The 14,209-nt window shown below is 52.3% G+C and carries 11 protein-coding genes; 6 read left to right on the forward strand and 5 right to left on the reverse strand.

Translation table 11 applies throughout. The features are described from left to right. Positions 1–39: 39 nt before the first annotated feature. From ACTHUG_RS01605 to ACTHUG_RS01615, 3 genes are read right to left on the reverse strand one after another with little or no spacing between them, the layout of a single operon-like run. Positions 40–267, reverse strand: a complete 228-nt coding sequence (locus ACTHUG_RS01605) for a SlyX family protein (protein ID WP_004518924.1) — start codon at positions 265–267, stop codon at positions 40–42. 1 nt (position 268) lies between these two features. Continuing rightward, complete coding sequence (locus ACTHUG_RS01610) at positions 269–1,642, reverse strand: Na+/H+ antiporter family protein (RefSeq protein ID WP_254345313.1); 1,374 nt, start codon at positions 1,640–1,642, stop codon at positions 269–271. Between the two features lie 60 nt (positions 1,643–1,702). Beyond that, positions 1,703–1,876: a hypothetical protein gene (locus ACTHUG_RS01615; RefSeq protein ID WP_159069369.1), complete on the reverse strand. Its 174-nt coding sequence runs from the start codon at positions 1,874–1,876 to the stop codon at positions 1,703–1,705. A 112-nt stretch (positions 1,877–1,988) separates the two neighbouring features. On the opposite strand from ACTHUG_RS01615, the gene ACTHUG_RS01620 reads away from it, so the two are divergent. Both ACTHUG_RS01620 and adhE read left to right on the forward strand, forming a co-directional pair. Further along, positions 1,989–3,308, forward strand: coding sequence for an MFS transporter (locus ACTHUG_RS01620; protein ID WP_440386010.1), 1,320 nt, complete (start codon positions 1,989–1,991; stop codon positions 3,306–3,308). A gap of 321 nt (positions 3,309–3,629) precedes the next feature. Further along, entirely contained in the window at positions 3,630–6,245 is a 2,616-nt protein-coding gene (adhE, locus tag ACTHUG_RS01625; RefSeq protein ID WP_440386011.1) for a bifunctional acetaldehyde-CoA/alcohol dehydrogenase, read from the forward strand. Positions 6,246–6,500: 255 nt separating this feature from the next. On the opposite strand, the gene leuS is transcribed toward adhE, so the two are convergent. Then, positions 6,501–9,311, reverse strand: a complete 2,811-nt coding sequence (gene leuS / locus ACTHUG_RS01630; protein ID WP_440386012.1) for a leucine--tRNA ligase — start codon at positions 9,309–9,311, stop codon at positions 6,501–6,503. A 210-nt stretch (positions 9,312–9,521) separates the two neighbouring features. Between leuS and dnaJ the strand changes: the two genes are divergently transcribed. The 3 genes from dnaJ (at position 9,522) to ACTHUG_RS01645 (ending at position 12,201) form a co-directional block, all read left to right on the forward strand. Then, positions 9,522–10,673, forward strand: coding sequence for a molecular chaperone DnaJ (gene dnaJ, locus ACTHUG_RS01635; RefSeq protein ID WP_049322586.1), 1,152 nt, complete (start codon positions 9,522–9,524; stop codon positions 10,671–10,673). 297 nt (positions 10,674–10,970) lie between these two features. Then, positions 10,971–11,549, forward strand: coding sequence for a TMEM165/GDT1 family protein (locus ACTHUG_RS01640; RefSeq protein ID WP_314598666.1), 579 nt, complete (start codon positions 10,971–10,973; stop codon positions 11,547–11,549). Position 11,550: 1 nt separating this feature from the next. Next, on the forward strand, positions 11,551–12,201 hold the full coding sequence (locus ACTHUG_RS01645) for a TIGR01621 family pseudouridine synthase (protein ID WP_440386013.1): 651 nt from the start codon (positions 11,551–11,553) through the stop codon (positions 12,199–12,201). Between the two features lie 72 nt (positions 12,202–12,273). Here ACTHUG_RS01645 and ACTHUG_RS01650 read toward each other — a convergent pair whose 3' ends face one another. After that, a complete protein-coding gene (locus ACTHUG_RS01650) occupies positions 12,274–13,200 on the reverse strand; it encodes a LysR family transcriptional regulator (RefSeq protein ID WP_003748251.1) in 927 nt (308 codons plus the stop codon). Between the two features lie 175 nt (positions 13,201–13,375). On the opposite strand from ACTHUG_RS01650, the gene ACTHUG_RS01655 reads away from it, so the two are divergent. Continuing rightward, entirely contained in the window at positions 13,376–14,125 is a 750-nt protein-coding gene (locus ACTHUG_RS01655; RefSeq protein WP_440386014.1) for a Nif3-like dinuclear metal center hexameric protein, read from the forward strand. Positions 14,126–14,209: the final 84 nt, after the last annotated feature.

The raw sequence follows: 14,209 nt of genomic DNA on the forward strand, positions 1-14,209 counted from the left end.
GAAAAGGGCATGTATCCAACACGCCCTTTTTTTAGGTTATCAATAATGCGGCGGAATCTCGTCGCGCAGGCTGTACGGTTCGCGTTCGCCGTTTGCGCCTTTGTCCTGCATCCGTTGATACAGCAGCCGCAATTGGCCTTGCTGCAAATCCAAAGCCTGCTGCATCTTGGCGATGGTGTCGTTCAAGCTGCCGATTAAGTCTTCCTGCAAGGCCGTCTGAATTTCCAGCTCGGTGACGCGGTGTTCCAATTCCTGAATATCGCTCATATTACAGCACCATCGCGGCAATCCAGCCGGCAACCATCAGCGGGATATTGTAGTGGATAAAGGTCGGGATAACCGAATCGCGGATGTGGTCGTGCTGACCGTCGGCGTTCAAACCCATGGTCGGGCCGAGCGTTGAGTCGGAAGCAGGGGAGCCCGCATCGCCCAGTGCGCCTGCCGTGCCGACGATGGCCACGGTAGCCATTGGGGAGAAACCTAAGCTGATGCATAAAGGCACATAAATCGCGGTAATAATCGGCAAGGTGGAGAAAGACGAGCCGATGCCCATGGTTACCAGCAGGCCGACAAACAGCATGGTAAAGGCGGCCATGCCTTTATTGCTTCCGAACAAAGCCATGCTGCGTTCGACCAAAGGCTGAATGTCGCCGGTCGCGTTCATGACGGCGGCGAAACCTTGTGCCGCAATCATAATAAAGCCGACCATCGCCATCATTTTAATGCCTTCGCCGAACACATCGCTGGCGGCGGAGCGGTTCATCACGCCCAACATCATAAACACGGCAAAGCCCAACATCGCGCCCAATACCAACGAGTTTTCATACAAAAGCTGGATGGCAAAGCACACGGCAATTGCCACGGCCGCTACCAAGCTGCGATAGGTTGACGGCTCTTGCTGCTGCACCGCTTCACGATTGTCTTCCGTATCGGCGGCGTTGTTTTGATAAATGCGCGGCTTGCGGTAGTGCAAAAAGGCCAGCAGCAAACCGGAGACCATGCCCAAAGCCGGAATCGCCATTGCGTGCATCACATTGATGCCGCCGGTGTCCATGCCTGCCGAGCGGATATTGCCCAACATGATGTCGTTCAAGAAGATGGCGCCGAAACCGTAAGGCAGGAACATATAAGTCGTTACCAAGCCAAACGTAATCACGCAGGCCACCAGGCGGCGGTCGAGTTTCAAACGGTTGAACACCAACAGCAGCGGCGGAATAATCATCGGGATAAACGCGATATGAATCGGCACAACGTTTTGGCTCATCACGCCCATGCACAAAATAATCGCCAACAGTAACCATTTGACCGCGCCTTCGCCTTTCGCATTGCCTTCGCCGCCGTTGAGCTTGCGGATAATCACGCCGGCGAGCTGTTGCGGCAGGCCGGAATGCGTGATGGCCATGGCAAATGCGCCGAGCATGGCATAAGACAGCGCGATTTGCGCCCCGCCTTTCAGGCCTTCGTTAAAAACAGGAATAATCCCTTGCTGCACCACATCGCCGGCCGCGTTGGTTACATTCTCCAAAGGCATACCGGCCACCAAGCCGCCGACAAACGCGCCGACAGCCAAGCTGAGCACCACATGCACGCGCGATAAAGACAGCGCCAGCATGATGATGACCGCAATTACAACCGCATTCATATCGTTCTCCGTTGTTCAGACGGCCTGTTATGTAAAAATAGGCAATCGTCTGTTTACATATTACAAATAAACATCATAACCCAAGCATGAAGCCTTTGCAAAAAACGGCAGGCCGTCTGAAAAAGGACCATCGGTTTCAGACGGCCTGCCGTGAACCCTTTTCAGCGTTTTAATATGGCGTGCGGTTTTGGCGATAAAAATAGCCAAAAAACACGCGCTTCCCATTTTTTGCATAGGGTACCAATGTTAAAATCGACACAATGTTTTGGTTTTAGGTTTGTCACTGAAATTAAAGCATTTATTGATAAAACCCAATTCAATCATACACAAACAAAGGAAAGAAGTGATGGATATTCTGACGCGGCTGCACAATCTGCCGCCCTCCCGCTTTCATTACAAACTTCTGGTTTTGGTCGGCATAGGTTGGCTGTTTGATGCCATGGATACCGGTTTGGTGTCGTTTGTATTGCCGGCTTTGGGCAAAGATTGGGCGCTGGCTCCGGCACAGTTGGGTTGGATTGTCAGCATTGCCTTTGTCGGCATGGCTCTGGGTGCGGTATTCAGCGGCTGGCTGGCGGACAGGTTCGGACGGAAAACCGTTTTTGCCGGTACGATGGTGGTGTACAGCATTGCCACAGGTTTGTGCGCGCTCGCGCCTGATTTGACGGTTTTGCTGGTGTGCCGCTTTTTTGTCGGCGTCGGCTTGGGCGGCCAACTGCCCGTCGCCGTGTCGCTGGTCAGCGAATATGCGCCACCGAAAGTTCGCGGCCGTTTTATTGTATTACTGGAAAGCTTTTGGGGCTTGGGCTGGCTCTCGGCCGCGCTGGTGTCTTATTTCTTTATTCCGCAAACCGGCTGGCACAGCGCGTTTTTATTCGGCGCCTTGCCCCTGTTTTATGTGCCGTTGGTGTTGAAATTCGTTCCCGAATCCGTGCCTTACCTGCTTTCCCGTGGCAAAACCGACGAAGCGCACCATTTGGTATCCGCGCTGGAAATTCAATCGGGCATCACGCCGCCGATAGAAGCCGTTGCCGCACCGGCCGCCCCGCGCGAACGCATCCGCTTCTTCCAACTTTGGCAACATCCGTTTGCACGGCGCACACTGATGCTGTGGCTGGTTTGGTTCGGCATCGTGTTTTCGTATTACGGCATTTTCACTTGGTTGCCCAAATTGCTGGTCGAGCAGGGCAATACCGTGGTAAAAACCTTTGAATATGTGTTGGTGATGATTGTTGCGCAACTGCCCGGCTATATAGCCGCCGCGGCTTTGGTGGAGAGAATCGGCCGCAAAGCAACACTGGCAGGCTTTCTGGCCGCTTGCGCCGCGTGCGCATGGTTTTTCGGGCAAAGCACCACTGCGGCCGAAGTCATGGTCTGGGGCAGCCTGATGTCCTTCTTCAACTTGGGCGCATGGGGTGTTTTGTACACCTACACCCCCGAACTCTACCCTTTGCGCTTCCGTGCCTTCGCATCCGGCTGGGCAGGCGCCATCGGCCGCGTCGGCGGCATACTCGCGCCCATGGTGGTGGCGGCGATGGTGGGCAACAGCGGCGGCTTCGGCAATATCTTTATGATGTTTGCCCTGGTTATGCTGCTGATTGTGGCGGTAATCTTGGTATTGGGTGAAGAAACCAAAGGCCGTACGCTGGAGGACATCAGCCAATAAAAGGCATACATAAATCAAAGGCCGTCTGAAAAAGATTTCAGACGGCCTTTGTTTTATTTCGAGTATGTAATTTTAATACATCGATTTTCTGTTTTTATCTTAATTATCGAGGAAAGCGACGAAGAATAACCGTCTTTGTTTTCGTGTGGATAAAAATATTATACTTCAAAGAATTAAAATGAATAAACGATAAAATGGCCGTCTGAAAAGTTCAATCATGGTTTGTGATGTAGGTCAAAGCAAAATGTAACTAAATTACCTATAGTTATCGTAGTGAAAATTTATTGACCTTATTGCCACCTTTTATTAAGGAGATACACCATGAACGCATCAGCCGACAACGTCGTCAGCCCAGCCGTAGCCGAGGTAAACAGCCTGGTTGACAAGGGTTTACGGGCATTGGACGAGTTTCTTAAGCTCGATCAGGAGCAGATTGACTTTATTGTTGCCAAAGCCTCTATCGCCGCGCTGGACAAACATGGTGTACTCGCCATGCACGCGGTCGAAGAAACGGGACGCGGTGTATTTGAGGATAAGGCGACGAAAAACCTGTTTGCCTGCGAAAACGTCGTGCGCCGCCTGCGCGATTTGAAAACCGTGGGCGTCATCAGCGAAAACGATGTAACCGGTATTACTGAAATTGCCGATCCGGTCGGCGTGGTTTGCGGTATCGTGCCGACGACCAATCCGACTTCCACCACCATTTTCAAATCCCTGATTGCACTGAAAACCCGCAATCCGATTATTTTCTCGTTCCACCCGTCCGCCCAGCAGTGTTCCGCCCATGCCGCGCGTATCGTGCGTGATGCGGCGATTGCGGCCGGTGCGCCGGAAAACTGTATCCAGTGGATTGAAAAGCCGTCTATGGAAGGCACTTCCGCACTAATGAAGCATCCGGGCGTGGCAACGATTTTGGCGACCGGCGGCAATGCGATGGTGGAAGCCGCGTATTCTTGCGGCAAACCTGCGCTCGGCGTCGGGGCGGGCAACGTACCTGCTTATGTTGAAAAAACGGCGGACATCAAACAGGTGGCGCACGATATTGTGATGTCGAAATCTTTCGACAACGGCATGGTGTGCGCCAGCGAGCAAGCGGTGATTGCCGATAAAGAGATTTACAAAGAGTTGGCCGAAGAGTTCAAATCCTACGGCGTGTACTTTGCCAACAAAAAAGAAAAAGCCATGCTCGAAGAGTTTATCTTCGGCGTAACGGCGAATTGCGCCAGCTGCGGCGGCGCGAAACTCAATTCTGCGGTAGTGGGCAAACCGGCGGCATGGATTGCCGAGCAGGCCGGGTTTAAAGTGCCTGAAAAAACCAACATAATCATCGCCGAATGCCGTGAAGTCGGTCCGAACGAGCCGCTGACCCGCGAAAAACTTTCGCCTGTTTTGGCCATGATTAAGGCAGATTCGACCGAACAAGGCTTGAAGTTCGCCGAAGAAATGGTTGCCTTTGACGGCTTGGGACACTCCGCCGCCATCCATACCGCCGATGAAGAATTGGTCAAAACGTTCGGCTCCCGCGTCAAAGCGCTGCGCGTGATTTGGAATTCGCCTTCCACCTTCGGCGGCATCGGCGACGTGTACAATGCCTTCCTGCCTTCTCTGACCCTCGGTTGCGGCTCTTACGGTAAAAACGCCGTCGGCGGCAACGTCAGCGCAGTCAATCTGTTAAACATCAAAAAAGTAGGCCGTCGGAGAAACAACATGCAATGGTTCAAAGTGCCCGCCAAAATCTATTTTGAACGCGATTCCATCCAATATCTGCAAGACATGAAAGACTGCGAAAAAGTCATGATTGTGACCGACCGTTCGATGGTTGATCTGGGCTTTGTCGATAAAATCACCTACCAGCTCCACCAACGTAAAAACAAAGTGACCATCCAGCTGTTTACCGATGTCGAAGCCGATCCGAGCGTCCAAACCGTCTATAAAGGCATGGATTTGATGCGCAGCTTCCAGCCCGACACCATCATCGCGCTGGGCGGCGGCTCGCCGATGGACGCGGCCAAAGCCATGTGGCTCTTCTACGAGCAGCCGCAAGTCGACTTTGAAGACTTGGTGCAAAAATTCATGGACATCCGCAAACGCGCGTTCCGCTTCCCTGAATTGGGCCGCAAAGCCAAATTTATCGGCATCCCTACCACATCGGGTACCGGCTCCGAAGTGACGCCGTTTACCGTCATCAGCGACGGCGACAAAAAATATCCGATTGCCGACTACTCGCTGACCCCAACCATTTCGATTGTCGATCCTGCGTTTACCATGACCGTACCGGCAAGCGTAACCGCCGATACCGGTTTGGACGTATTGACCCACGCGGTAGAAGCGTACGTTTCCGTACTGGCGAACGACTTTACAGACGGCCTCGCCCTGCAAGCCATCAAGCTCGTGTTCCAATACCTCGAACGCTCCTACAAACACGGTGCGGCCGATCCAGAAGCGCGCGAGCATATGCACAACGCCTCCACCATCGCAGGCATGGCGTTTGCCAATGCGTTCTTGGGCATCAACCACTCGATGGCACACAAAATCGGCGGTAAATATCACGTTCCGCACGGCCGTGCCAACGCCATCCTGCTGCCACACGTCATCCGCTACAACGGTACGCGCCCGCAGAAAACCGCCACTTGGCCGAAGTACAACTACTACAAAGCCGACCTGAAATATCAGGAAATCGCCCGTACTTTAGGCCTGCCATGCAGCACACCGGCAGAAGGCGTCGAATCCTTCGCCCGCGCCTGTCATGAACTGGCGGTCAACGTCGGCATCAAAATGTCGTTTAAAGAGCAGGGCATCGATGAGAAAACCTTCCTCGACGGCAGAAAAGAGCTGGCCATGATGTCTTTTGAAGACCAATGCACCCCGGCCAACCCGCGTCTGGCATTAGTCGCCGACATGGAAGAAATCCTGACCAAAGCCTATTACGGCGAATAAAATCGGGGAGATAAAAAGGCCGTCTGAAACCTGAATATAGGGTTTCAGACGGCCTTTCTTTATTCGGTTCTTTGGTTTTATCAAAGCTAAGGTTTTCATTTGAATACGATGGTTCAAAAAATATCTTTAATAACTTTAATTTAATGGTAAACCTTACAATTCAAGGAAATAACGGTTTTAAAAATAAAAGGCCGTCTGAAAGCTTGATTGACTTTCAGACGGCCTTTATCTGTGTGGCTAAACCTTAAAAGCGGTTTAGACGACGATATTCACCAAACGTCCGGGAACGACGATGATTTTCTTCGCAGGCTTGCCTTCCATGAATTTCACCGCGCCTTCGTTAGCGAGTGCGGCGGCTTCGAGGTCGGTTTTGGAGGCGTCGGCGGCAACGGTGATTTTGCCGCGCAGTTTGCCGTTGACTTGAACCATGACTTCGATTTCGGATTTAACCAAGGCGGCCTCATCGACTGTCGGCCAGCCTGTTTCCCACAGTTTCGCGCCGTTCAATTCGCTCCACAGGGTTTCGCAGATGTGCGGCACGATGGGCCACAGCAGGCGTACGACAGCTTCCAATACTTCTTGGGCGACGGCTCGGCCTTGTTCGCCGTTGGTGTCGGTTTTGTCGTATTGGTTGAGCAGTTCCATCACGGCGGCGATGGCGGTGTTGAACTGCTGGCGGCGGCCGTAGTCGTCGCTGACTTTGGCGATGGTGGAATGCAGTTTGTGGCGCAGGTCCTTGAGTTCTTTAGATAAACCGTCTTGGCTGCCTGCAAACGCTTTGACCGCGCCGCCTTGTTTCAGGTATTCGTAAACGGTACGCCACAGACGACGCAGGAAGCGGTGCGCGCCTTCGACGCCGCTGTCGCTCCACTCGAGGGACTGTTCGGGCGGTGCGGCGAACATCATAAACAGGCGGGCGGTGTCCGCGCCGTAGGCGTTAATCAATTCTTGCGGATCGACGCCGTTGTTTTTGGACTTGGACATTTTTTCCGTGCCGCTGATAACGACTGGCAGTCCGTCTGCTTTGAGGACGGCGGAAACGGGGCGGCCTTTGTCGTCGAAAGTCAGCTCGACATCGGCAGGGTTGATCCAGTCTTTGCCGCCTTTGTCGTTTTCACGGTAGTAGGTTTCGCAAACGACCATGCCTTGCGTCAGCAGGCGTTCAAACGGTTCGTCAACATTGACCAAGCCTTCGTCGCGCATCAGTTTGGTGAAGAAACGCGCGTACAGGAGGTGCAGAATCGCGTGTTCGATACCGCCGATGTATTGGTCGACCGCGCCCCAGTATTTCGCGGCTTCAGTCGATACCATGCCTTCTGCGAACTTGGGCGACATGTAGCGGAAGAAATACCAGCTCGATTCCATGAAGGTGTCCATGGTGTCGGTTTCGCGTTTTGCAGCGCCGCCGCAGCATGGGCAGGTGGTTTCGTAAAACTCTGGCATTTTTGCCAGCGGCGAACCCATGCCGTCGGGTACGACGTTTTCAGGCAAGACGACGGGCAGTTGGTCGGCAGGGACGGGTACGTCGCCGCATTTTTCGCAATGGACGATAGGAATCGGGCAACCCCAGTAGCGTTGGCGCGAAATACCCCAGTCGCGCAGGCGGTATTGGGTTTTCGGTTCGCCTGCGTCTTGGCTTTGTAGCTTGGCGGCAATGGCGTCGAATGCCGTCTGAAAATTCATGCCGTTGAATTCGTTGCTGTTTACTAGGAAGTTATCTTCATTGTTTTGGAACTGCATATTCCAATTTAATCTGATGGTTTCCAATGCCCCGAAGATTTCACTCAAATACGGTTCATCGTCAAGGCCTGCCTTATTGACTTGTTCTAATACTCTATCTGCAAAACGTTGCGTTGGATTCTTTGAATAATCAAAAATATATTCAATATCAAACGGTAAGTTATTTTTAGCCGCAATTTTTTGTAATCGTGCTACCGCGCCATCAATCACTTTATTGCTGACAACCCATTTAATCGGCAAACCATATTTGCACGCGAATTCGAAATCGCGTTCGTCGTGCGCCGGAACAGCCATCACAGCGCCATCGCCGTAGCCCCACAATACATAGTTGGCAATCCACACTTCCAGTTTGTCGCCGTTAAGCGGGTTGATGACGTAGCGGCCGGTCGGCACGCCTTTTTTCTCCATCGTCGCCATATCGGCTTCGGCAACGGAGCCGGCTTTGCATTCGGCGATAAATGCCTGCAATTCGGGTTTGTCGGCGGCTGCGGCGGTTGCCAGCGGATGCTCGGCGGCAACGGCGACATAAGTCGCGCCCATCAGCGTGTCGGGACGGGTGGTATAAACTTGCAGGAATTTCGCGTAATCGCCTTCCAAACCTTGTTTGCTGTCGTCTGAAACGGCGAAGCGCACGGTCATGCCGCGAGATTTGCCGATCCAGTTGCGCTGCATGGTTTTGACTTGTTCAGGCCAGTGTTCCAGTTCGTCCAAGTCGTTGAGCAGTTCTTCGGCGTAATCCGTGATTTTGAAGTAATACATCGGGATTTCGCGTTTTTCGATCAACGCGCCGGAACGCCAGCCGCGTCCGTCGATGACTTGCTCGTTGGCAAGGACGGTTTGGTCGACCGGATCCCAGTTTACCGTGCCGTTTTTGCGGTAGACGATGCCTTTTTCAAACAGCTTGGTAAATAGCCATTGTTCCCAGCGGTAGTATTCGGGTTTGCAGGTAGCGACTTCGCGCTCCCAGTCAATCGCAAAACCCAGGCTTTTGAGCTGGGTTTTCATGTATTCGATGTTGTCGTACGTCCAAGCGGCAGGGGCGACATTGTTTTTCATCGCCGCGTTTTCCGCAGGCATGCCGAACGCGTCCCAACCCATAGGCTGCATGACGTTGAAGCCGTTTAAGAGTTTGAAGCGGCTCAATACGTCGCCGATGGTGTAGTTGCGTACATGCCCCATGTGCAGCTTGCCGCTGGGGTAGGGGAACATGGAAAGGCAGTAGTATTTGGGTTTGGAAGCGTCTTCGGAGACGTTGAAAATACGCTCGTCGTCCCATTTTTTCTGCGCCGCAGGCTCGATGGCGGCGGGCTGGTAATGTTCTTGCATGGTCATTCTGTTTTTCGCTTGAAAACGTTGGAAAAAATAAAGATGGGATTATAGCAGGTTGTCGGGCCTGTCGGTTTGACAAAGGCCGTCTGAATGTTTGGATGTCGGAAAAGCACAATTTCAGACGGCCTTGAAAATACTGACTTGAGTTTTTGATACTCGCCCACATATCCCACCCAGTTTGAATTCATTCTTAACACTATCAAAATTATGAGCAATAAAGATTTTTACGAAACACTTGGTGTTGCCCGCAGCGCTAGCGACGATGAAATCAAAAAAGCCTACCGCAAACTGGCAATGAAATACCATCCCGACCGCAACCCTGACAACAAAGAAGCGGAAGAAAAATTTAAAGAAGTCCAAAAAGCTTACGATACCTTGTCAGACAAGGAAAAACGCGCCATGTATGACCAATACGGCCATGCCGCGTTTGAGCAGGGCATGGGCGGCGGCGCGGGCGGATTCGGCGGTTTTGGCGGATTCGGCGGCGCGCAAGGCTTCGATTTTTCCGATATTTTCAGCCAAATGTTCGGCGGCGGTGCCGGAGGCCGCCAGCCGGATTACAGCGGTGCGGACTTGCAGGTCGGCATAGAGATTTCGCTTGAAGAAGCCGCCAAAGGCGTGAAAAAACGCATCAACATTCCGACTTACGAAGAATGTGATGTCTGCCACGGCTCAGGTGCCAAACCGGGCACATCCGCATCGACTTGTTCGACCTGTCACGGCTCAGGCACAGTACACGTCCGCCAAGCCATTTTCCAAATGCAGCAGACTTGTCCGACTTGTCACGGTACGGGCAAAGAAATCAAAGATCCTTGCGTCAAATGCCGTGGCGAAGGCCGCACCAAAACCAGCAAAACGGTTGAAGTCAACATTCCGGCCGGTATCGACGACGGTCAACGCATCCGCTTGAGCGGCGAGGGCGAGCCGGGTCAACACGGCGCGCCGGCAGGCGATTTGTACGTCAATGTCCGCGTGAGACAGCACAAAATCTTCGAGCGCAACGGCTTGGACTTGCATTGCGAACTGCCGATCAGCTTTGCCATTGCCGCATTGGGCGGCGAAGTCGAAGTGCCGACTTTGGACGGTAAAGTCAAACTGCACATTCCGAAAGAAACGCAAACCGGCCGCCGCATGCGCGTGAAAGGCAAAGGCATCAAGTCTCTGCGTTCCAGCTCGACCGGCGATTTGTACTGCCACATTTTGGTTGAAACTCCGGTTAACCTGACCGACCGTCAGAAAGAGTTGCTGGAAGAATTTGAAAAAATCTCCTCCGGCCTCAATCTCAGCCAAACCCCGCGCAAAAAATCGTTTTGGGAAAAAGTAGGCGAAAAAGTAGGCGATTTGTTCTCCGATAATTAATCGTTGTGAAAAAGGCCGTCTGAAACCTGCTTGAATGAGGTTTCAAACGGCCTTTTGTTTTTCTTTTTGTTGCTTCAAGCCATGGTTTGCCTTACAATGCGCGCTTCACTCTTACGGGAGTAGCCATTCGGCGCAATGCCGAAACCGTTGTCAACATAATCGGCTTGTGCGGCCGTGGCAGCGGTATCTTCTCTGCTTTATCGGAAGACAGGCAAGACGTAAGCGTTGTCCATACCCTTGCGGGCGGTATGCACAGCGCTTTTTGTTTGCCCGCTTTTCGGTTGAGTATCTTAAATCATGGAAGCTTTTTTCTCCTCGACGCTGGGCGTTGCCATTGCCGAAATCGGCGATAAAACGCAATTGCTGGCGCTCTTTTTGGCAGCACGTTTTGCCCACAAAAACGCGATTGTTGCCGGTATCTTTGTCGCAACCCTGTTGAACCATCTTGTTTCAGCCGCACTCGGTGTCTGGCTGGCATCCGCTATTTCGCCCGAAGTCATGAAATGGGTGGTCGGCGGCAGCTTTATTGCGGTCGGATTGTGGCTGCTGCTGCCGGATAAAGATGAAGACCCTGACAGCAAGTGGCTGAAATACGGCGCATTTACGGCGACGGTCGTCCTGTTTTTCTTGGCGGAAATTGGCGATAAAACGCAGATTGCGACGGTTCTTTTGGCGGCAAAATACCAATCTATCCTGTTCGTCGTGGTCGGCAGTATTGCCGGTTTGATGATTGCTTCTGTGCCTGCCGTGTATTTGGGCGAAATGCTGATGCGCAAAATTCCGGCCAAAGCAGTGCGCATTGCCGCATGTATCTTGTTCTGTCTGCTGGGTATTTTGACCCTGCTTGGCGACGGTATCGTGTTGAAGGCCGTCTGAAATGTGGGACATTGTTTTTGAACACAAAGACTTTGTGGTCATCAATAAGCCTTGCGGCGTATCGGTGCACAGCGAATCGGAAGGGGAGGTTTGCCTGACCGCATCGCTGGCGCAGCAGCTCGGCGTTAAACGCGTGTGGCTGGTTCACCGTTTGGACAAAGCCACCAGCGGCCTGTTGCTGCTTGCGCTCAACCGCGACAGCGCGGCGGCTTTATCGACACAGTTTGCCGAGAAAACCATGCGTAAAACTTATTTGGCACTCGGTACGCACAAGCCTGCGAAAAAGCAGGGCTGGGTGAAAGGCGGTATGGCGCGTTCGCGGCGCGGTACATGGAAGCTGACGCGAGACGAGGATAATTTTGCCGTTACCCGTTTCAGCAGCCAAAGTCTGAAGCCCGGTTTGCGCCTGTTTGTGTTGCAACCGTTTACCGGCAAAACCCATCAGCTGCGCGTGGCCATGAAAAGCATAGGCAGTCCGATTTTGGGCGATACGCTGTATGGCGGCGATGAGGCGGAACATCTGTTTCTGCACGCTTGGCGTTTGGTTTTCGACTATCGCGGCGAGCATTTCGATATTCGGGTTGCTCCCGATAAAACATGGCCGTCTGAAATCGATTTGTCGGCATGTTTGGGTTCGGATGAATCTGAATAGAAGCAGTGAAATTTTTGTGTATTGAAAAGGCCGTCTGAAAATTGTTCAGACGGCCTTTTGATTGTTTTAAGTTTACATTTCCAATTCGCTCAAGCCCGGCAAGTCGGCAAAACAGCGGTCATGCGTGATTTGGCAGAAGTTGTCCAGATAGCCTTTGTTGGCGTCTTCCGTACGAATGGCGGCATAAAGTTTGCTTTGCAGGCCGTCTGAAGTGATTTTTCGATGAACGACATAGCCTTTTTCCAAATACGGCATGACCGTCCAGTAGGGCAGGGCGGCGATGCCGCGTTTGCTGGCAACCAGCTGAATAATGGCAATGGTCAGCTCGCTGTGGCGGCGCGGCGGATTAATGCCTTTAGGTAGCAGCACTTTTTTGGGCAAATCCAGCATTTCATCGGGGACGGGATAAGTAATCAGGGTTTCGTCGATAAAGTCTTCTGCTTCCCAAACGTCTTTGTCGGCAAGCGGGTGGTCTTCTGCGCAGATGCCGACCATTTCATAGGCAAACAGAGGGCGGTAGCTGATGCCGTTGAGCGGCTCGGCTTCGGAAACGATGGCAAGGTCGGCGCGGTGTTGTAGCAGCAGCCCGACCGGATCGGCTTGGAAACCGGAAACGATGTCCAATTCAACTTGCGGCCATAAGGGGCGGAACTCTCCCATGGCAGGCATCAGCCAATCAAAGCAGGTGTGACATTCGACGGCAAGTCTGAGTTCGCCGGCTTCGCCTTCGATAATCCGAACCAAATCACGTTCGGCGGCGGCAACCTGCGGCAACAGCTCCCGCGCCAGTTGCAATAGGCGCATACCGGCCGGAGTGAAGCGCAAAGGTGTGGATTTGCGTTCAAACAACGGCGTTTCGTAATAATTTTCCAAGGCGCGGATTTGGTGCGACAGGGCGGATTGGGTCAGGAAAACCCGTTTGGCGGCAAGGGAAACACTGCCGGTTTCTTCTAAAGCCAGCAAGGTTTTGAGATGACGCAATTCGATAATAGAGTCCATGTGTTTTCAGACGGCCTGTGGGTAAGGTGGCGTATATTAAAATAATTCATGATGATGTGCAAATGATTAATGTTGGGAATGATTGCTGAAATCGGAATGTAAGAATTTGAGGCATAAACAGATTTTGCGGTTAGAATGCGAAGCTGTTTTTGAAGATAGATATAAGGAGCGGAATATGGCTTTACGCCGCGAAATTCTGGCTTGGTGCGATGAGACTTTGCAGGTCGGGCTGTTTAAGGACTATGCGCCCAACGGTTTGCAGGTTGAAGGCAAAGAAGAAATTGCCAAAATCGCCACTTCGGTTACCGCCAGCAAAGCGGCAATCGATTTTGCCGCAGGGCAGGGGGCGGATCTACTTTTGGTTCACCACGGTATGTTTTGGAAAAGCGAGCCTGTCACGATTACCGGCTGGAAAAAAGCACGCATTGAAACCTTGCTGCAACACCAAATCAATATGGCGGGCTACCACCTACCGCTGGACGCACACCCGCAATTGGGTAATAACGCGCAGTTGGCCGAGAAACTCGATTGGGTGCTCGAAAAACAATTCGGCGAGCAAAACCTGTTGAATACAGGCCGTCTGAAAACCACGCAAACGCTGGCGCAATTGTCTGAACGCATCGAGGCGGTATTTGACCGCAAGCCGACCGTTATCGGCGATCTTGAACGCGAAATCAAACGCATTGCCTGGTGCAGTGGCGGTGCGCAGGGATTTTTTCAGACGGCCGCAGACGAAGGTGTTGATGCGTATCTGACCGGTGAGATTTCCGAAGCGCAATATCATCTTGCCAATGAAACGGGTGTGGCATTTATCAGTGCCGGACACCATGCGACAGAACGTTACGGCATCCGCGCCTTAGGCGATGCTGTGGCAGAAAAATTCGGTATCGAAGTGGTTCACTTTGATGAAAACAACCCTGCCTGAGTATTGAGCAATATCATAAAAACTTTACCTTATTTTAAATAATGCTTTGAGTATTACAACAAACTAGGTAGAATTACGCTGTTT

The organism is Neisseria sp. P0022.S009 (genome assembly GCF_051956675.1).
GTDB lineage: Bacteria > Pseudomonadota > Gammaproteobacteria > Burkholderiales > Neisseriaceae > Neisseria.

Coding starts and splice junctions, on each gene's coding strand:
- ACTHUG_RS01650 (WP_003748251.1), bottom strand. CDS start 13,200: ATGGACTCTATTATCGAATTGCGTCATCTCAAAACCTTGCTGGCTTTA.
- ACTHUG_RS01655 (WP_440386014.1), top strand. CDS start 13,376: ATGGCTTTACGCCGCGAAATTCTGGCTTGGTGCGATGAGACTTTGCAG.
- ACTHUG_RS01605 (WP_004518924.1), bottom strand. CDS start 267: ATGAGCGATATTCAGGAATTGGAACACCGCGTCACCGAGCTGGAAATT.
- ACTHUG_RS01610 (WP_254345313.1), bottom strand. CDS start 1,642: ATGAATGCGGTTGTAATTGCGGTCATCATCATGCTGGCGCTGTCTTTA.
- ACTHUG_RS01640 (WP_314598666.1), top strand. CDS start 10,971: ATGGAAGCTTTTTTCTCCTCGACGCTGGGCGTTGCCATTGCCGAAATC.
- ACTHUG_RS01645 (WP_440386013.1), top strand. CDS start 11,551: ATGTGGGACATTGTTTTTGAACACAAAGACTTTGTGGTCATCAATAAG.
- leuS (WP_440386012.1), bottom strand. CDS start 9,311: ATGCAAGAACATTACCAGCCCGCCGCCATCGAGCCTGCGGCGCAGAAA.
- dnaJ (WP_049322586.1), top strand. CDS start 9,522: ATGAGCAATAAAGATTTTTACGAAACACTTGGTGTTGCCCGCAGCGCT.
- ACTHUG_RS01615 (WP_159069369.1), bottom strand. CDS start 1,876: ATGCAAAAAATGGGAAGCGCGTGTTTTTTGGCTATTTTTATCGCCAAA.
- ACTHUG_RS01620 (WP_440386010.1), top strand. CDS start 1,989: ATGGATATTCTGACGCGGCTGCACAATCTGCCGCCCTCCCGCTTTCAT.
- adhE (WP_440386011.1), top strand. CDS start 3,630: ATGAACGCATCAGCCGACAACGTCGTCAGCCCAGCCGTAGCCGAGGTA.